The organism is Clostridium ganghwense, from assembly GCF_026735165.1.
Taxonomy (GTDB): Bacteria; Bacillota; Clostridia; order Clostridiales; family Clostridiaceae; genus Clostridium_H; species Clostridium_H ganghwense.
Genome location: NZ_JAPQES010000006.1, coordinates 84,942 through 104,660, shown reverse-complemented (window position 1 = coordinate 104,660; position 19,719 = coordinate 84,942). Strand labels below are relative to the sequence as shown.

Annotated in this window: 22 protein-coding genes and 1 other annotated feature; of the genes, 20 read left to right on the top strand and 2 right to left on the bottom strand. The window is 31.1% G+C overall.

The annotated features are described in order from the left end of the window. The first annotated feature begins 43 nt into the window (after positions 1-43). The 3 genes from speD to speB are packed head-to-tail and all read left to right on the top strand — an operon-like array spanning position 44 to position 2,176. Positions 44-454, top strand: coding sequence for an adenosylmethionine decarboxylase (gene speD / locus OXH55_RS15580; protein ID WP_268051228.1), 411 nt, complete (start codon positions 44-46; stop codon positions 452-454). Positions 455-486: 32 nt separating this feature from the next. Then, entirely contained in the window at positions 487-1,341 is an 855-nt protein-coding gene (gene speE / locus OXH55_RS15575; RefSeq protein ID WP_268050958.1) for a polyamine aminopropyltransferase, read from the top strand. Next, positions 1,328-2,176 (top strand): agmatinase, encoded by an 849-nt coding sequence (gene speB, locus OXH55_RS15570; RefSeq protein ID WP_268050957.1) that lies wholly within the window; start codon positions 1,328-1,330, stop codon positions 2,174-2,176. Before speE ends, speB begins: the two co-directional genes overlap by 14 nt. A gap of 67 nt (positions 2,177-2,243) precedes the next feature. Here speB and OXH55_RS15565 read toward each other — a convergent pair whose 3' ends face one another. Together OXH55_RS15565 and OXH55_RS15560 are read right to left on the bottom strand one after the other, a co-directional pair. Then, positions 2,244-2,870, bottom strand: coding sequence for a hypothetical protein (locus OXH55_RS15565; RefSeq protein ID WP_268050956.1), 627 nt, complete (start codon positions 2,868-2,870; stop codon positions 2,244-2,246). Next, the gene (locus tag OXH55_RS15560; protein WP_268050955.1) at positions 2,870-3,094 is read right to left on the bottom strand and encodes a helix-turn-helix transcriptional regulator; all 225 of its coding nucleotides are present in this window, start codon (positions 3,092-3,094) and stop codon (positions 2,870-2,872) included. The genes OXH55_RS15565 and OXH55_RS15560 overlap by 1 nt, the downstream gene beginning before the upstream one ends. A 195-nt stretch (positions 3,095-3,289) precedes the next feature. On the opposite strand from OXH55_RS15560, the gene OXH55_RS15555 reads away from it, so the two are divergent. From OXH55_RS15555 to leuB, 17 genes are all read left to right on the top strand, one after another. Further along, a complete protein-coding gene (locus OXH55_RS15555) occupies positions 3,290-4,324 on the top strand; it encodes a DUF5661 family protein (RefSeq protein WP_268051227.1) in 1,035 nt (344 codons plus the stop codon). A gap of 119 nt (positions 4,325-4,443) precedes the next feature. Continuing rightward, positions 4,444-4,878: a cytochrome b5 domain-containing protein gene (locus OXH55_RS15550; RefSeq protein WP_268050954.1), complete on the top strand. Its 435-nt coding sequence runs from the start codon at positions 4,444-4,446 to the stop codon at positions 4,876-4,878. Positions 4,879-4,893: 15 nt separating this feature from the next. Next, positions 4,894-5,766: a hydrogenase small subunit gene (locus OXH55_RS15545; RefSeq protein WP_268050953.1), complete on the top strand. Its 873-nt coding sequence runs from the start codon at positions 4,894-4,896 to the stop codon at positions 5,764-5,766. Between the two features lie 15 nt (positions 5,767-5,781). Then, on the top strand, positions 5,782-7,188 hold the full coding sequence (locus OXH55_RS15540; protein ID WP_268050952.1) for a nickel-dependent hydrogenase large subunit: 1,407 nt from the start codon (positions 5,782-5,784) through the stop codon (positions 7,186-7,188). A gap of 37 nt (positions 7,189-7,225) precedes the next feature. Beyond that, positions 7,226-7,687 (top strand): hydrogenase maturation protease, encoded by a 462-nt coding sequence (locus OXH55_RS15535; RefSeq protein WP_268050951.1) that lies wholly within the window; start codon positions 7,226-7,228, stop codon positions 7,685-7,687. Continuing rightward, on the top strand, positions 7,680-7,934 hold the full coding sequence (locus OXH55_RS15530) for a hypothetical protein (protein WP_268050950.1): 255 nt from the start codon (positions 7,680-7,682) through the stop codon (positions 7,932-7,934). Before OXH55_RS15535 ends, OXH55_RS15530 begins: the two co-directional genes overlap by 8 nt. A gap of 5 nt (positions 7,935-7,939) precedes the next feature. Then, on the top strand, positions 7,940-10,225 hold the full coding sequence (hypF, locus tag OXH55_RS15525) for a carbamoyltransferase HypF (protein WP_268050948.1): 2,286 nt from the start codon (positions 7,940-7,942) through the stop codon (positions 10,223-10,225). Continuing rightward, the gene (locus tag OXH55_RS15520; RefSeq protein WP_268050947.1) at positions 10,226-10,453 is read left to right on the top strand and encodes a HypC/HybG/HupF family hydrogenase formation chaperone; all 228 of its coding nucleotides are present in this window, start codon (positions 10,226-10,228) and stop codon (positions 10,451-10,453) included. Next, on the top strand, positions 10,450-11,553 hold the full coding sequence (gene hypD / locus OXH55_RS15515; RefSeq protein WP_268050946.1) for a hydrogenase formation protein HypD: 1,104 nt from the start codon (positions 10,450-10,452) through the stop codon (positions 11,551-11,553). Before OXH55_RS15520 ends, hypD begins: the two co-directional genes overlap by 4 nt. A gap of 40 nt (positions 11,554-11,593) precedes the next feature. Continuing rightward, a complete protein-coding gene (gene hypE / locus OXH55_RS15510; protein ID WP_268050945.1) occupies positions 11,594-12,592 on the top strand; it encodes a hydrogenase expression/formation protein HypE in 999 nt (332 codons plus the stop codon). Positions 12,593-12,740: 148 nt separating this feature from the next. Continuing rightward, positions 12,741-12,947 (top strand): cold-shock protein, encoded by a 207-nt coding sequence (locus OXH55_RS15505; protein ID WP_268050944.1) that lies wholly within the window; start codon positions 12,741-12,743, stop codon positions 12,945-12,947. A 172-nt stretch (positions 12,948-13,119) separates the two neighbouring features. After that, positions 13,120-14,490, top strand: coding sequence for an aldehyde dehydrogenase (locus tag OXH55_RS15500; RefSeq protein ID WP_268050943.1), 1,371 nt, complete (start codon positions 13,120-13,122; stop codon positions 14,488-14,490). A gap of 197 nt (positions 14,491-14,687) precedes the next feature. Continuing rightward, entirely contained in the window at positions 14,688-14,909 is a 222-nt protein-coding gene (locus OXH55_RS15495; RefSeq protein ID WP_268050942.1) for a helix-turn-helix domain-containing protein, read from the top strand. A gap of 179 nt (positions 14,910-15,088) precedes the next feature. Continuing rightward, positions 15,089-15,287: a binding site (T-box leader), on the top strand. Between the two features lie 51 nt (positions 15,288-15,338). Then, entirely contained in the window at positions 15,339-16,850 is a 1,512-nt protein-coding gene (locus OXH55_RS15490) for a 2-isopropylmalate synthase (RefSeq protein WP_268050941.1), read from the top strand. A 14-nt stretch (positions 16,851-16,864) separates the two neighbouring features. Then, entirely contained in the window at positions 16,865-18,136 is a 1,272-nt protein-coding gene (gene leuC, locus OXH55_RS15485; RefSeq protein ID WP_472924561.1) for a 3-isopropylmalate dehydratase large subunit, read from the top strand. Further along, on the top strand, positions 18,133-18,627 hold the full coding sequence (gene leuD, locus OXH55_RS15480; protein ID WP_268050939.1) for a 3-isopropylmalate dehydratase small subunit: 495 nt from the start codon (positions 18,133-18,135) through the stop codon (positions 18,625-18,627). The genes leuC and leuD overlap by 4 nt, the downstream gene beginning before the upstream one ends. Then, positions 18,624-19,688: a 3-isopropylmalate dehydrogenase gene (leuB, locus tag OXH55_RS15475; protein WP_268050938.1), complete on the top strand. Its 1,065-nt coding sequence runs from the start codon at positions 18,624-18,626 to the stop codon at positions 19,686-19,688. The genes leuD and leuB overlap by 4 nt, the downstream gene beginning before the upstream one ends. Positions 19,689-19,719 lie beyond the last annotated feature (31 nt).

The following is a 19,719-nucleotide window of genomic DNA, read 5'->3' as shown; positions in this document are numbered from 1 at the left end:
AAAATATATTAGCATAAAATAAAAGGAGAAATGGAGAATGAAAATAGAACAATTAGGAAGACATATATTAGTGGAATTTTACAATTGTGATAAAGAGATTTTAAATAATCATGCTTTAATAGAAAAATACATGAATGAAGCTGCAGAAGCAGCAAATGCTACTATTGTAACTAGTTGTTTTCATATGTTTAATCCATGGGGAGTTAGTGGAGCAGTTATAATTCAAGAATCTCATTTAACAATACACACATGGCCGGAATACGGATATGCTTCAGTAGATTTGTTTACTTGCGGAGATTCTGTAAATCCATGGGTTGGTTTTGATTACCTTAAAGATAAGCTTAAAGCTGAAAAACATGAAGCATCAGAAGTTGCTAGAGGACTTGTAGATAGAATACAACATAATGCTAAAGAAGACTTTGGTGAAATAAAATTTAAACCAGATACAAAATAGAAATTTTAAATTAAATTCTAGGAGGTAATGATATGGAATTATGGTATACAGAACAGCAAACAGACAATGTTAGACTTTCAATGAAAGTAAAAAGACATCTTTATTCTGAAAAAAGTGAATTTCAACAAGTTGATGTTTTTGATACAGAGGAATTTGGAAGATTACTTACAATAGATGGACTTGTAATGGTAACACAAAAAGATGAATTTATATATCACGATATGATAACTCATGTTGCTATGGCTACTAATACAGATATTAAAAATGTTTTAGTAATAGGAGCTGGAGATGGTGGAACAGTAAGAGAGTTAACTAGATATAACACAATAGAAAAAATTGATATGGTTGAAATAGATGAGTTAGTTGTTAAAGCTTCAAAGGAATATTTACCTTTTACGGCTTCTAAATTAGATGATCCTAGAGTAAATTTATATTTTGAAGATGGTATTAAATTTGTAGAGGGAAAAGAAAACTTATATGACTTAATTATTGTTGATTCTACTGATCCTATAGGACCAGGAGAAGGACTTTTTACAACAGAATTTTATACAAATTGCTATAATGCACTTACTGAAAAGGGTATATTAGTAAATCAAAATGAAAGTCCATATTATGAAAACAATGCTAGAGAAATGAAGAGAGCTCACAGCAAGATAAAGAAGATTTTCCCTATAGCAGAAGCTTATCAATATCATATGCCAACATACCCATCAGGACATTGGTTATTTGGATTTGCTTCAAAAGCATTACATCCAATCAAGAATTTAAATGCAGAAAAATGGAATAGCTTAGGACTTAAGACTAAATACTATAATACAGAAATTCACGTAGGAGCTTTTGCATTACCTACTTACGTTAAGGAGATGCTAGAAGATGAAACTGTCTAAGAACATATCAACATTTTTAGGCTTTGATAATGAATATGAAGAGTCAAAAATAGTTGTTTTTGGAAGTCCGTTTGACGGAACTACATCTTTTAGACCAGGAACTAGATTTGCGTCAAATGTAATGAGAAGTGAATCTTATGGGCTTGAAACTTATAGTCCTTATTTAGATAAAGACTTAGAAGATGTAAATGTATTTGATGGTGGAGACTTAGAATTTCCTTTTGGAAATACAGAAAAAGTTTTAGCGATGATTAATGAATTTACTTTAGGAATAGTTAAGGATGGCAAGATTCCTGTAATGATAGGTGGAGAACATTTAGTATCTTTACCAGCTATTAAAGCAGTATATGAAAAGCATAAAGACATGTACTTAATTCATTTTGATGCACATACAGATCTTAGAGATGACTATATGGGTGAAAAGTTATCTCATGCATCAGTTATAAGAAGATCATGGGACTTTATGGGTGACGGCAAGATATATCAGTTTGGCATAAGATCAGGAGAAAAACAAGAATTTGAATGGGCTAAGGAACATACTAATTTAACAAAATTTTCTTGTGATGGTCTTGCAGAAGCTGTTAAAGAAATAGGAGATAAACCTGTATACATAACTATTGATTTAGATATTTTAGATCCATCAATTTTCCCAGGAACAGGTACTCCTGAACCAGGTGGAATAACATTTAAAGAAATGATGGAAGCTATAAAAACTATGCAAGGATTAAATATAGTAGGTGCTGATATAGTTGAGTTAGCACCACAATATGATATAAGCGGAGTTTCTAATGCTGTTGCTTGTAAGATATTAAGAGAATTAGTGTTGGCTATATAAATATATAAAAGTCTGTAATTTTAATTTTTAGAATTACAGACTTTTGTTAATTAATACATGTCCACGGTTAGATAGCTGTTTTATAAATTACATATCCTATTAAACCAACCATAAATATTAAATATATTAGAAGAAAAAGGTTAAACATTTTATTGATTTCTTTTTGTTCTTTTTTGTATTCTTCTCTTGTTAATTTACCTCTTATAGTAGGAAACATTGGTATTATAAGTCCTAGTAAAATTACATTTACATATAAAATTAATTCGTCGTATCTTATGAGGCCTGTGTTATTGGCAAAAAACTTAGGTGTAAAGATAAGACTGATTGTTGAAAAAACACTTACGGCTATAGAAATATATATTAAAACATTTGCAAGTTTTTTATTTTTTATTTTTATTAAAAAACTTATTCCTTTCAATTCCAAGAAGTAAAAAATTATGCTTAAAAGACCTAAGCCTTCTATACTAAAGAAAATAACGTTGATACTAATAATACTTTTACCTACTGATAATAAATAAAAACTATATCCTATTAATGATAGAATAACAATAACAACAGAATTTTTTAATGAATTATTAAATGCATAAAGCTCTAACTCATCTTTTTCACCTAATAATGTTATTAAAAATGAAGCACTTATAAGTGCAACAAATATTATATTGACAGATAATAATAAATTGTTTGTATTTGCCATTATTCCTCATCCTCCAACATTTCAAAAATTTCGTCTACTGTCTTACCAAAATATTTAGCAATAGAAAAAGCAAGTTTTAAAGAAGGGTTAAAAGTTCCTCTTTCAATTTCTAAAATTGTCCCCCTATTAACTCCTAAGTCTATAGCTAAATCTTCCTGAGTTAAATTCCTCTCAGCTCTGAGTACTTTTATTTTTGTATTAAATAGTTTTTTTCTTCTAGCCATATGACACCTCTTATTATTGTTATTTGCAATTTAATAATACTCCTTCAAAAATTAAATGTCAACTATATACAACATTTTGTTACATATATACGATTTTAGTTTATAACTAAAACTGGTAACTCATTAAAATATTTAGCATATCATAATACCGTGATATTAAAGTTTTTTATTTTTAGGGAGGAAATAGAATTGGAGATGTTCAATATGCCTTATATGGTGCCAGGCTATTGTGGAAGACCAATGTCTTATAAAACATTAGAAAAATCACTAATGCTGATAAGAGATGCAGTACAAGATGAGAGAGAAGATGAATTATTTTATGATTACTTAATATCCGTTGCGCCAACACAGGAAGAAAAGGAGATTATTGCATCTATTCGAGATGATGAAAGAAAACATAATAAAATGTTTAGAGAAATTTATAAAGCATTTACTGGACAAAAAATTACTACACCGAAGGATATAGAATTTAAAAAGTCTAAATCTTATATTGACGGAATTAAAAAAGCCTTATTTGGTGAGTTGGCTGCAGTAGAAAGATATAGAGATATTCGTGCAGGAATGCCAAACAGATATTACAGGGATATGGTATTTGAAATTCTCACTGATCAATTGAAACATGCCAACAAATATAATTATATACTAAGTATAAATAAGGCTGAAAATAGTGGTTTTAGTAAACTAAATATGAGTTCAAGTACTAAGGGTAAAACCAGTTTTACTACAGAGGAAGCAAGTGAAATTGCAAAACAACTTGGTATTGATTTTAGCAAAGAAAAATTTGACTTAGAGCAATTCAGAATGGGATTAGATACGGAGCTTGAACATGGAAGAAAATACTTTCCTACTAATGTCACAGAAGATGATCCTATTATAACAGGGAAGATTGCTTTAGCACATCTAAGAGAATTTCCAGATTATTATACCAGACTTACAAAGCTTGAAGAAGAAGCAAAAGCATATTGGAGTACGATGACTAGACATCTTTTTAGAATAAACAAGGATGAGTATACTCCTGATCAATGGGTAATGTACATTGAGCCTTTAGTACAACGTGCATTAGAAGAAGTAAAACAGGGAATTAATTTAGAACACCTATTTCAAGAGTTTATTTTATCAGGAGTTTTAGTAGGGAGAGGGTATACTCCTCAAGAAGCTATTGAACAAGTAGAAATTTGGGAAAATACAGGTGAATCCAAGCTGTTAAAAGAAAGCAAGATGAAAAAGTAAATAAAACAACATATTTTTAATGAATACACAAGAAGATTGATACGCAATTTTCTTGTGTATTCATTTTATTAACCTCTACTGCATATTATTAAGGGTAAACTTTTAAAAGGATGGATTGCATGTATATAAAGAATTGTGAGCTGCTAATTAATAGAATGAAAAAAAATATTAATGAACTAAGTTATATAAGTTCTATGTGTACCACAATGTATGAAAAAATGTTTTATGATAATTTAATCCACCAAGAACTGTATAAGATGTATGTCATAAAAAACTATGTTACTAATATGAAAAAGGCAGCGAGTGCTGATAGACAGACTGAAGATAAGACTTTTACTTTAGAAGAACTTTCTAAATTTAATGGTAAAAATGGTAATCCAGCATATATTGCGGTGAATGGGATAGTTTATGATGTAACATTTGAAGCGGCGTGGGCAGCAGGAAAACATTTTGGACTTGAAGCAGGGAATGATGTAAGTAAAGAATATAAAGAGTGTCATGAAGGACAAGATGTTTTAAGTAAGTTACAGAAAGTAGGAGTACTTCAAAAGTAAGAGGAGGAAGTAGTTGTGGGAAAAAAGATATGTCCAGTTTTAGAATCAAAAGCCCAAACAGCTGAAAGACTTATAGATACAGCAGTTACTGAAATAAAAAACAACAATAAGAAAAAAATAAATTTGGTATGGATTGAAGCGGCAGGATGTTCTGGAAATATAATTTCTTTACTTAATGGAAGTGCTCCAGATGTAACATATTTTTTAACCAATATGGTGGATTTAAAGTATAACAATAGTTTAATGGCAGCTCAGGGAGAACAAGCTCAGGAACAATTGCAAGAAGCACTTAATACAGAATTTATTCTAATTGTTGATGGAGCAATATCTACAAAAGATAATGGAATTTATAATATTGTTTCTTATTATAATGGAAGACCAATAACAGGTATGGAAGAGGTGAAAAGAGCAGCAGATAAGGCTAAGTATATATTGGCTGTTGGTACTTGTGCATCTTTTGGAGGAATTTCAGCGGCAAAGCCCAATCCATCAGAATGTATTAGTGTTAGCGAATTCTTACAGAGAGAGGTTATAAAGCTTCCAGGATGTCCGTGTCATCCAGATTGGATTATGGGAACTATAGCACATTTAATATTGTTTGGAAAGCCGGAACTTGATAAAGAAGGCAGACCAATAATTTTTTATGGAGTAACTATACATGATATTTGTCCAAGAAGAGCAGCCTTCGAAAAGAGAATTTTTGCTGAATCAGTTGGTGATCAAGGATGCATGTTTAAGCTTGGCTGCCGAGGGCCAGTTACCAAAACAGATTGTCCAACAAGAAAGTGGAATGATTATGTAAATTGGCCTATAGGAGATAATACTCCTTGCATAGGATGTGCACAAAAAGGTTTTCCAGATGCTATGGAACCATTTATAAACTTATAGGTAGGAGGTGAGGATTTGCCTGAAAAAGTAGTAATTAATCCTGTTACTAGAATAAGTGGATTTTTACAGATAACAGCTCATATTGAAAAAAACAAAATTATAGACGCAAAAAGTGAAGGAATGTTGTTTAGAGGTTTTGAAAAGATGCTAAAGGGTAGGCCACCTCTCGATGCAACTTACTTTACAGAGAGAATTTGTGGAATTTGCTCAACTGCACATTCTGTAGTTTCAGCAAAAGCTCTCGAAAATGCTTTTAATTTGAAGGTTGATACGAATGAAGAAATACTTAGAGATATACTTCACGGTAGTGAATTTTTACAGAATCATTTAAGACATTTTTATCAATATACACTTCCAGATTTTGTAACAGGATTTAATGTAAATCCAGTCTATTCAGTAACTCACACTGATTTTAGAATTCCTAAAAAAGAAAGTGAAAAACTTATAGAAGACTATTTTGAGTCATTAAAATATAGTAGAAAGGCACATGTGATATTAGCTGTTTTAGGAGGGAAAGCACCTCATAACCACGGTATAATTGCTGGAGGAACTACTGTTAATATTACTGCTCAAAAGATTTTTCAGATAAAGGCCCTTGTAACTGAAATTAGAGATTTTATTGTAAATAAAATGATTGAAGATGTTTTTATTGTAGCTAAGTATTATAAAGATTACTTTAATATAGGTTCAGGACCTAAAAATTTAATGAGTTATGGATTATACGATAACTATGGGCCAGAAATTTATTATGTAAGTCCTAAAGCAATTATAGATGGAAAGGAAGAAAATTTAGACACTACAAAGATAAATGAAAATATTTATTCAGCTTGGTATAAAGCAGACAAGGAAACTTTGAACATTGAAGATGATAATTGGAAGCCAGATGCATTAAAAAAAGAAGGGTATAGTTGGATAAAGGCTCCTAGATATAAGGAATATCCAGTACAGGTAGGACCGCTTGCAAGAATGTATATAAGTGGGGAATATAGAGAAGGAATTTCTACTATGAATAGGACTGTAGCTAGAGCACTAGAGGCAAAAAAAATAGCTGATATTATGCTAAAACTACTAGAGCGGCTGACAGCTAAAGAAAGTACAAATAAGCGTTATGTACTACCTGAAAAAGCTGTAGGGTACGGATTTAATGATACTACAAGAGGAGCTTTATCTCACTATATAAATATAGAAGAGGGACAGATAAAAAATTATACTATAATAACGCCAAGTACATGGAATCTTTCTCCTAAGGATTCTAATGGAGTTCGTGGTGCTGTGGAAGAGTCACTAATAGGAACTCATATTGAAGATACTAAAAATCCAGTAGAAATAGGAAGAATAGTAAGATCCTTTGACCCGTGTGTATCTTGTGCCACTCATGTTTTAAGTAAAGATTTTTCACCTATGGAGATAAGGGTTGTATAGATTATATTAACAAATGCATGAGGAGTATATATAAAGTATGAGTAAAAAATTTATTGCTATAGGAAATAGAATAATGAGAGATGATGGCATTGGAGTATTAATTGCAGAAGAATTGAAAGATAAACTAGAAAATATAGGGCTTCAGGTAATAATAGGTGAAACAGATGTGGATTACTGTTTAAGTCTTATAGAAGATGGAGACTTTCTATTTATATTAGATGCTACTCTTTATGGAATTAAACCTGGAGCGGTAAGTATAGTAGAACTTGATAAAACGGGAGACTTTTTTGAAAAAGGATATTCTCAGCATCAATTAAGTCTTATCAAGCTATTAAATAGTTATGCACTTAAAAAAGTTTCAGGTTTTGTAATAGGGATAGAAGTTTCAAATATAGAATTTGGAATAGAGTTAAGTGAAGTTTTAAAAGAAAATTTTAAAAAGATAAAAAATGAGGTTTATAACTTAATAATTTCAAAAGGGGGATTAGAAAATGCATGATTCATTTTTGATGCAAAACATTTCTAAAAGTCTTAATAATATTTGTATGGACAACGGTATAAAGAAGATAACTTCAATGGAAATTTCGGTGAATTTTAATAGTCATATAAACGAAGAAAATCTTTTGGAGCATCTGATAGATATGAATAAGGGATTTGTAGATAAGTATACCAAAGTAAAGGTTGTCTTTGGAGACATGCCAGAGCTTACAGCAACTATTAGAAAAGTTGAGGGGGAGAAAAAATAGAATAGATGAAAGAAGATAAAAAAAGATATATTGTAAAAATATATGGAATAGTTCAGGGAATAGGGTATAGACCATACATTTATAAAACAGCAAAAGAACTAAATATTAAAGGATGGGTCAATAATTATGACTCATCTGTTGTTATAGATATGGAAGGAACAACAGAAAAAATAAAAGAATTCCTTTTTAAGATAGTAAAAGAACCACCTGAGCTTGCAGAAATACAAAAGACAGAAATTATAAAAATGAAACCAACAGGGTATAAAAGCTTTGAAATAAAGAAAAGTATATCAGCAAATACAAAACTAAAATTTATTTTACCTGATATTGCTACTTGTGATAAATGTGTTCGTGATATATTTGATGAAACTTCTAAAAGATATAGGTATGCTTTTACTAATTGTACTGACTGTGGGCCTAGATATTCAATAATTAAGTCGTTACCTTATGATAGATGTAACACAACTATGAGTGAATTTAAGATGTGCAAACTTTGTGATAGTGAATATAAGAATCCTGAGACTAGAAGATTTCATGCTCAACCCACTTGCTGTATAGAATGTGGTCCAAAGCTTATTCTTATAGATAATGAGGGAGAAAAAATAGAGTGTATAGATGAAATAAAGAAAAGTGCTGAGTTTTTGAAAAAAGGAAAGATTTTAGGAATAAAAGGTATTGGAGGTTTTCATATAGTATGCAGCGCATTAAATGAGAAGGCTATAAGTGAAATTAGAAGGAGAAAAAGAAGAAATCATAAGCCTCTAGCTTTAATGATGAAGAATATTGATGAAGTAAAAAAATATTGTCTTATCAGCAAAAAAGAAGAAGAAGTGTTGATGTCTAATAAAAGACCAATAGTGATTCTAAAGAAGAATAATAAGGAAATACTTCCTAATAATATTGCATCTAAAGTTAATAAGTTTGGAGTTATGCTTCCGTATACTCCACTACATCATTTACTATTTAGCGAAGACCTTCCCCCTCTAATTATGACCAGCGGCAATATAAGTGGACGACCTATAGAATATACAAATGAAGGGGCTATAAAAAATATAGGACATATAGCAGATTATTTTTTATTAAACGATAGGGAAATAAATACGCCTATAGATGATTCTGTAGTTAAAGTAGTAGAGGATATGGAACTAGTAAGTAGGCTAGGACGTGGATATGCACCGTATTCTTTTAATGGTAATATAGAGAATAAAATATTAGCTTGTGGTTCGGAAATGAAAAATACTTGTGCTTTTTCTATAGATGGAATTGTATATGTAAGTCAGTATCTAGGAGATTTAAAAGATTTAGACGCATATAAAGAATATAAAAAGGCTATAAACAATTTACAAAGTATTTTTGAGTTTAAACCACATGTCATTGCTGTAGATATGCATCCAAATTATATGTCCAGCATTTATGGAAAGAACTTAGATGTAGTTAAAATAGAGGTTCAACATCATCATGCACATATGGTAAGTTGCATGTTAGAACATAATATATTTGATGATGTTATAGGAGTTATATACGATGGTACAGGTTTTGGAACTGACGGTATGGTTTGGGGTGGAGAATTTTTAGTCGGTAATAGAAAAGAATTTAAAAGAGCAGGATATTTCAAGTACACAGAAATACAGGGGGGAGATTCAGCTCAAAAAGACATATGGAAAATAGGCGTGAGTTATTTGAAAGAGTTAAAGGCTGAAACTATAAAGGAAAAAGCATTAAAGAGAATTCAAAGCCTTGTAAAAGAGGATATTAGTAATGTATGTGCTGCATTAGATTATAATTTAAACTGTTATAAAACATCAAGTTTAGGTAGATTATATGATGCTGTTTCTTCTATTTTAGGAATAAGAGAAGAAATAACTTATGATGCACAGGGGGCTATAGAGCTAGAAGCTATTGCTGAAAAGAATGTGGTTGACTCCTATAACTACTATATAGAAAAAGAAGATGGTGTGTATAAGATAGATTCTTCAAAGATAATTATGGATATATTAGAGGATATAGAAAAAGGGATAGTAAATTCAATAATAAGTGCTAAATTCCATAATACTATTGTAAACATAACTATTGATATGACCTGTAATTTAAGGGAGAAGTTTAAACTTAATAAGATTGTGCTTAGTGGTGGAGTATTCGAAAACGAATATCTTTTAAAAAGAATATATAAGAGTTTGAAAGACAATGGGTTTGAAGTATTTTTTAATAAAATTATTCCTATTAATGATAGTGGAATTTCTTTTGGACAAATAGCTGTTGCTGATGAGATTTTAAAAGAGAGGTGTTTATAAATGTGCCTTGCTATCTGTGGTGAAATAAAAAACTTAGATTTACCCTTTGCTGTTGTGAATATTAAAGGAGTTGAAACTTGTGTAAATGTCCAACTTATTGAAGAGCCATTAATGGGCGATTATGTGCTTATTCATGCAGGATTTGCTATTGAAAAAATAGATAAAGATTACTTTGACTATTTGGATAATATCTTTGAAGAAATGTTAAAAGAAGATGATGAATTATGATAAATGATAATAAATTAAATAAAATCGTAGATAACATTAATAGATTTGGAGAAGAAATAAAGCTAGATAACATAAATATTATGGAGGTGTGTGGAACACACACACATTCTATAGCTAAGTATGGAATAAAGAGTATACTTTCGAATAAGATAAATTTAATATCAGGACCGGGATGTCCTGTTTGTGTTACACATCAAAGTTATATAGATGCTGCTATAGATTTATCAAGAAAAGGAGTTATAATTGCTACTTTTGGAGATTTAATGAGGGTAAATGGAAATCAAGGGAATTTACTAGAGGAAAAATCAAAGGGAAGAGATATAAGAGTAGTATATTCTGTATATGATGTTGTTAATATAGCTGAGAAAAATAAAGAAAAACAAGTTGTATTTTTAGGTGTTGGTTTTGAAACAACAGCACCAATAATAGCAGCTGTTATAAAAGAAGCTCATAATAGAAAAATAAAAAATTTATATTTTTTAACTTCTATAAAGATTATGCCACCTATACTGGATAAGATTCTAACCTTGAAAACAAAGAATATTGATGGAATAATTTGCCCGGGAAATGTGGCTGTGATTAAAGGAGCTGAGAGTTTTAAATTTATTTATGAAAAATATGGAGTGCCAGCAGTAGTATGTGGATTTGAACCAGAGGATATACTAGGCGGAATATATTTTTTGATTAAAGAAATCAAAAGAAAACAAGAGGGGAAAAGACAGAGAGGCTTTGAAAACTTGTATAGAAGATGTGTAAGTGATTTGGGGAATAAAATGGCTATAGAATTAATAGAAGAAATATTTAAAATAGATAATGTTCTGTGGAGAGGAATTGGAAATGTAAATAATTCGGCTTTAGTTATAAAGGACAAGTACTCAGAACTGGATGCAGTTAAGAAATTTAATTTATATAGATATTTTAATGATAAAGAAGAAGTGCTTCGAGAAGACAATGGATGTAAATGCAGTGAGGTTTTGATTGGAAACATATCACCTAAAGAATGCGGTCTTTTTGGAAAAGTATGTACTCCTAGAACTCCATGTGGTCCATGTATGGTATCTAGTGAAGGAGCTTGTGCTGCATATTACAAATACATTTGAAAGTTGAGAAGTGAAAGCAGAGCGTTAAGGGGGTGGGAAAGTGAATACTAAAACTATAGAGTTAATACATGGTGATGGTGGAAAATATACTGGAGAGTTAATAGAAAAAATATTCTATAAAAGCTTTGATAATGATATTTTACTAGAGAATATGGATTCAGCATTATTTAGCCTAGATAAAGGAAAGATAGCCTTTACTACAGATTCATTTGTGGTAAATCCTATGTTTTTTAGAGGCGGAGATATAGGGAAATTAGCGGTTTGTGGTACGGTAAATGATTTAACAGTATGTGGAGCTATTCCTTTATACTTAAGTGTAGGGTTTATTATCGAGGAGGGATTTCCTATTAACAAACTACAAAAAATAGCTGAATCAATGGGAAACACATGTAGACAAGCTAACGTAAAAATAGTTACTGGAGATACAAAAGTTGTTCCAAAGGGAAAAATAGATGGTGTTTTTATAAATACTTCTGGAGTTGGATTTGTTAAGGGATACGTACCTAAAAAAATACAATCTGGAGACAGCATTATAATAACTGGAACTATTGGAGAGCATGGGACGGCTATAGCTGTGGATAGGTATAATTTAAAGGTAAAAGGAAACATTGAGAGTGATTGTGCTCCACTTAATTATTTATTAGATTACCTACAAAAATATAAAGATAACATTAAACTTATGAAAGATCCTACAAGAGGAGGAATAGGAGAAATTTTAAACGAAGTATCAAAAAAGAGTAAATTAGGGATACATCTTTTGGAAAAATCTATTCCAATAAGAGAAGAAATAGAAGGAATAAATGAAATGTTAGGTATTAATCCTCTCTATTTAGCTAGTGAGGGAAGAATGATATTGGTTGTAGAAAATGATGTGGCAGAGGAAATCAAAGAAGGACTTAAAAAAGAAGGTAAATGCAGTAATGCAAGTATAATAGGACATTTTACTAATAAAGAAGATTTTGTATATGTTGAGAATGCTTTTGGGGGGAAGAGATTATTAGGAAGTTTAGATACTCAAATGCTTCCGAGGATATGTTAAGCTGAAAAAGCTATGTTAATTTTATAAGTAATCATGCAGAGAAATTGCTTCTTGAATAGAATTGGTATTTCCTTAAATTTAGTATATTTTCATATAAATACTCCAATAATAAAGTGTGTTATTGAATAAAGAAATTGGAGGAATTTATATGGAAACAGGAACAGTAAAATGGTATGACTGTAAAAGGGGATATGGGTTTATTTCAGGGAGACAAGGAAATGATGTGTTTGTTCATCACTCTGCAATAAAGGAACAAGGGCCTAAAAAAGATTTGCATGAAGGTCAACAGGTGCAATTTGATGTAGTGGAAGGACAAAAAGGACCTCAAGCTACTAATGTTCAAAAAATGTATTAAGAATTGAAGGTGTTAATCAATATTGATATGATATAAATCCTGAGTAGAATATTTTTAATAAGATATTCTACTTCTTTTATTTAAAATAAATTATTTTACATATAGAGAATTTGTTTAAGGGATGTTATAATGAGTTTAAAGATATTTGGATATAATTGGATGGAGAATAATTATGGATAATATAAAAGGAATTCTAAATAACCAGAAGCGATACTTTTATACTGGAGAGACTAGAGCTATAAACTTTAGAATAGAAAAATTAAAAATTTTAAAGAGAGCTATCGTCAAATATGAAAATGAGATATCCAATGCTTTAAAGATAGATTTGTACAAATCAGAGTTTGAATCTTATGCTACTGAAATAGGTATAGTTTTAGATGAGATAAATCTTGCTGTAAAGAAATTAAGAAAATGGTCAAAGCCACTAAGAGTTAAAACACCAATAACAAATTTTTTAGCTTCAAGCTGTATTTATTCGGAGCCGTATGGAGTTACACTGATTATTTCTCCGTGGAATTATCCATTTCAATTGCTAATGGCACCACTTATAGGTTCTATAGCGGCAGGAAATTGTTCTGTTTTAAAACCATCTGAATATACACCAAATACTTCTAAGGTTATAACAAAAATAATAAATGAAAGTTTTAATGAAGAATTTATAGCTATAGTTAATGGTGGGGTTGAAGTTAGTACAGCATTGCTTAAAGAAAAGTTTGATTATATATTTTTTACTGGTAGTGTTCTAGTAGGAAAAGTAGTAATGGAGGCTGCAGCAAAAAATCTTACTCCTGTGACATTAGAATTAGGAGGTAAAAGTCCTTGTATAGTGGACAAAGATATAGATATTAGATTAGCAGCAAAAAGGATAGCTTGGGGTAAATTTTTAAATGCTGGGCAAACTTGCGTTGCTCCTGATTATTTATTAGTTCATAAGGATATAAAAAAAGAACTTCTTAATGCTATAGCTAAAATCATTAGAGAGTTTTTTGGGGATAATCCTAAGGAAAGTCACGATTTGCCAAGAATTATAAGTAAGAAACATTTTAATAGATTAATAGAATTTTTAGAAGAAGGAGAAATTATTGTAGGAGGAGAGCATGACAAAGAGGAACTATATATTTCACCTACAATTATAGATAATGTAACTTGGGAAAATAAAGTTATGCAGGATGAAATATTTGGACCTATATTTCCAGTCCTAGAATACAATGATTTATCAGAAGTTATAACAATGGTAAATAATTATCCAAAGCCTCTTGCTGTATATATATTTTCTAATAATAAGCAGGTTCAAAAGAGAATTTTACATAATATTTCTTTTGGTGGAGGATGTATAAATGATACAATAATGCATGTAGCTTCATCATATATTCCTTTTGGTGGTGTAGGGTGTAGTGGAGTAGGGGCTTATCATGGGAAGGCAAGTTTTGATACTTTTTCTCATAAAAAAAGTATAGTAAAAAAAAGCAATGTATTTGATGTTGCTTTAAGATATCCTCCGTATAAGTATAAAGTTAAATTATTAAAAAAGATATTTAAATAACTTAGTATGCTCAAAAATATTAAGTAAGTGTAAAATATATTTAAACAACTACTTTTTATCTTAAAAAAGTATTATAATAAAAGTGAAAAGACTTTTATATAGTGTAATACTGTATCTATTTGCTACCAACCACAATAAGCTTTATATGGAGTATAGCTCTACCGGAATGGAGTAAATTTTTAAAGGGGGTCTCTAGCATGTTAAATGGTAAGAAGATTAGAGAATTCAGGGTGAGTTTGGGGTATACCGCTCGAGATATTGAAAATCTTACTAAGAATTCTAAATATGAAACATCTATTTCAAAATCATATTTAGAAGAGTTGGAGAGAGGAGATAAAACGAACCCGAGTTTACAAAAAGTAGTAGTGCTGGCGAGTGTTTTAAGGTGCAAAATAGATGACCTAGTAGTAAGTCAATAATGTTAGTATAGATTATAATAAGGCATATCAGTGATATGCCTTATTTTATTTTGAAAAAAGAAAATTTAAATAATTCTAAAAATTTATATTGACATGCTTTGAAAATTATAGTATATTTCTTATTAAATATTATTTGGAATAAAAATAAAAAGTTTGAAATACAATATAAAAGTATAAATTTTAAAGCAATGATGGGAAGTAGTAGGTAATAGAGATGTTTTACAGAGAGTGGGTAATGGTGAGAACCTACAGATAATCGATTACTGAACTAGTCCTTGAGCAGCAAGCTGAAATAGTAGTAGGCTGAGCCGGTGAATGCCGTTATCTAAACGAGAAAAAAATTTGGGTGGTACCGCGTGCAGACTTTATGCTCCAGTGAGAGTATAAAGTCTGCCTTTTTATATTTAAATCTTAAAAGGGGGGCTATAAATGTCAAAGAAAATTCAAATCTTTGATACTACATTGAGAGATGGAGAACAAACACCAGGGGTTAGTTTAAATGTACAAGAGAAATTAGAAATTGCAAAACAGCTTGAAATGTTAGAAGTAGATGTTATTGAAGCAGGGTTTCCAATAGCATCTAATGGGGACTTCGAAGCAGTAAAAGCTATTGCAAAAGAAATAAAAAAACCTATTATTAATGCATTAGCTAGAGCTAATAAAAAAGATATTGACCGTGCATGGGAAGCACTTAAATATGCAGAAAGACCTAGAATTCATACTTTTATAGCAACATCAGATATTCATATGAAATATAAGCTGAATATGGAACCTGAGGAAGTGTTAAAAAGAGCAGTAGAGATGGTTTCATATGCTAAAACCTTATGTGATGATATAGAATTTTCACCGGAAGATGGTTCAAGAACTTGTCCAGAATTTCTTTATAAAGTTTTAGAAGCCGTCATCGACGCCGGTGCTACAGTAGTTAATATACCAGATACTGTAGGATATACTACGCCGGTAGAATTTGGAGAGTTTATAAGAGGAATAAAAGAAAATGTACCTAATATTGATAAAGCAATTATAAGTGTTCATTGTCATAACGATTTAGGACTTGCAGTTGCTAACTCACTTGCAGCTATTGAAAATGGGGCAGAACAAATTGAATGTGCTGTGAATGGATTAGGAGAGAGGGCAGGAAATGCATCTCTTGAAGAAATTGTTATGGCTTTAAAGACTCGTAAGGATTACTTTGATTGTTATACAAATGTAGTTAGTGAAAAAATTCATAGAGTTAGCAGCATGGTAAGTCATTTAACTGGGGTAAGTATTCAAGCTAATAAAGCAATTGTAGGGGTAAATGCTTTTGCACACGAATCAGGAATTCATCAACATGGGGTATTGATGAAAAAGGAAACTTATGAAATTATGACACCAGAATCTATTGGATTGAAAGAAAATAATATGGTACTTGGAAAACACTCAGGAAGACATGCTTTTCAGGAAAGATTAAAGGAGCTTGGTTACAATTTAGATAATGATAGAATAAATGAAGCTTTCAAAATATTCAAAGATTTGGCAGATAAAAAGAAAGAAATTTCAGATAAGGATATAGAGGCTTTGGTGAATCAAGATGTAGTTCCGATTGTAGAAAAATATAATCTTAAAAGCTTCCAGGTGATAACAGGAAATAATATGGTTTCTACAGCAACAGTTAAAGTTAAAAACAAGGATGAAGTTATACAAGAGGCTGCTTGTGGTGACGGTCCTATAAATGCAGTATTCAATGCTATTGAAAGAACTATAGGAGTTAACGTAAAGCTAGAAGATTATGCACTTAAAGCTATTACAAGTGGAAAGGATGCTTTAGGAGAAGTTACTGTGAAAATAGATAGAGATGGAAATAAGTTTGTAGGCAGGGGTATTAGTATGGATGTAATTGAAGCAAGTGTAAAAGCATATATGAATGCAATAAATAAGATGGCAAGTGAAATAAATTAAAATATAAGGGGGCTATAAAAATGGGTATGACTATGACTCAAAAAATTTTGGCAGAGCATGCTGGATTGGATTATATAAAACGGGGGCAGCTAATTAGTGCAAATTTAGATTTGGTTTTAGGAAATGACATAACTACTCCAGTAGCTATTAGAGAATTTAAAAAAATGGGGGTAGAAAAAGTATTTGATGAAAATAAAGTAGCAATTGTACCAGATCATTTTACGCCAAATAAAGATATTAAATCTGCAGAACAGTGTAAGTGCTGTAGAGAGTTTGCACAAGAAAAAAATATCAAAAATTATTTTGAAGTAGGAAGAATGGGTATTGAACATGCCTTGATTCCTGAACAAGGACTTGTGGTTGCTGGTGATGTAGTAATTGGAGCAGATTCTCATACGTGTACTTATGGAGCTTTAGGAGCTTTTTCAACAGGAATTGGAAGTACAGATATGGGAGCAGGAATGGCAACAGGACAATGTTGGTTCAAGGTTCCGGAAGCAATTAAATTTCAACTTAAAGGAAAACTTCAGCCTTGGGTAAGTGGTAAAGATGTAATTCTTCATATCATTGGAATGATTGGAGTAGATGGAGCAAGATATAAGTCTATGGAATTTAGTGGGGAAGGTTTAAAAAGCTTAGGTATAGATGACCGCTTTACAATAGCCAATATGGCTATTGAAGCTGGTGCTAAAAATGGAATTTTTCAGGTTGATGAAAAAACAATAGAATACATGAAAGAGCATTCAACTAAAAAATATAAAATATATAAAGCAGATGAGGATGCAGAATACTCTCAGGTTATAGAAATAGATTTATCAACTATAAGACCAACAGTTGCTTTTCCACATTTGCCAGAAAACACTAGAACTATTGATGAAGTTGATGATATACCTATTCATCAGGTTGTAATAGGCTCATGTACTAATGGGAGAATTGAAGATTTAAGAGCAGCTGCTAAAGTCTTTGAAGGCAAAACTGTACATTCTTCTGTTAGAGCGATTATAATTCCTGCAACTCAAAAAATTTATCTTCAGGCTATGAAGGAAGGACTATTAGAAATATTTATAAATGCAGGCGCAGTGGTAAGCACACCTACCTGTGGACCTTGTTTAGGAGGACATATGGGTATCCTAGCAAAAGGAGAAAGAGCTGTTGCTACTACCAATAGAAATTTTGTAGGAAGAATGGGACATGTAGAAAGTGAAGTTTACTTAGCAAGTCCTGCAGTGGCGGCTGCATCTGCTATTAAAGGAAAAATTGCATCACCAGAGGAGGTAGTAAAATGATAAAAGGAAAAGTAATAAAATATGGAGATAATGTAGATACAGATGTAATTATTCCGGCTAGATATTTAAATACAAGTGATCCAAAAGAGCTTGCTGCTTACTGTATGGAGGATATAGATAAAGAATTTGCAAATAAAGTTTCACAAGGAGATGTTATGGTAGCGGGAAAGAATTTTGGCTGTGGTTCTTCAAGAGAACATGCTCCTATTGCTATAAAAGCATCTGGAATCAGTTGTGTAATTGCAAAAACTTTTGCAAGAATATTTTATAGAAATTCTATAAATATAGGCCTTCCAATAATTGAGTGTGAAGAAGCTGCAAAAGAGATAAAAGAAGGAGATGAAATTGAAGTAGATATTAATAATGGAACTATTATAAATAAGACTACCAATAAGATATATAAATCAGAACCATTCCCTGAATTTATGCAGAAAATTATAAAGAGTGATGGACTTGTTAATTATGTTAGGAAAAGGGTGGATGCAAAATGAAGTTAGCAGTTATAAAAGGAGATGGAATAGGACCAGAGGTAGTGAATCAAGCAGTGAAGGTAATTGGAGTTATTTCAAAAAAGTATAAATGTAATTTTCAATATCAAGAAGTACTTATGGGCGGTGCTGCTATTGATGAAACAGGTGTACCTCTTCCAGATGAAACTATAGAAATTTGTAAGAATAGTGATGCTGTACTTTTAGGAGCAGTAGGTGGACCAAAATGGGATAAGATTTCTAGAAATTTAAGACCAGAAGCTGGGCTTTTACAAATAAGAAGGCAATTAGGTGTTTTTGCTAACCTAAGACCGGCTATAATGTTTCCACAACTTAAATCAGCGTCACCACTGAAAGAAGAAATCTTGGGTAATAACTTAGATTTAATGATAGTAAGAGAACTTACAGGTGGAATTTATTTTGGAGAAAAAAATAGAGAAGATATTGAGTGTGGGAAAAAAGCTTGGGATATCATGGGTTATTCTACTCCTGAAATATCTAGAATAGCTAAAGTAGCATTTGAAATTGCTCAAAAAAGAAATAAAAAGATTACACTTGTTGATAAGTCAAATGTACTTGAAAATTCAAGATTGTGGAGAGAGGTAGTTTCAGAAATTGCCAAGGAATACCCACATATTGATTTAGATTATATGTATGTAGATAATGCAGCAATGCAGCTTATAAGAAATCCAAATCAGTTTGATGTTATACTTACTGGAAATATGTTTGGAGATATTTTAAGTGATGAGGCATCAATGCTTACTGGTTCTTTAGGTATGCTTGCTTCTGCTAGTGTTGGAGAAAATAAAATAGGTTTATATGAGCCTATTCATGGTTCAGCACCAGATATAGCTGGTCAAGATAAAGCAAATCCTATTGCTGCTATTATGAGTGTTGCTATGATGCTTAGATATAGCTTTGATATGGAAGAGGCAGCAAAGGATATTGAAAATGCTATTTCCAAAGTGTTAGATAAAGGATATCGTACAGTGGATATTATGGGAGATGGAATGATTGAAGTAGGTACAGAAAAAATGGGAGAGCTTATTTCAGAAAAAATTTAAAAAATTATGGAAATAAATACAGCATTGATTG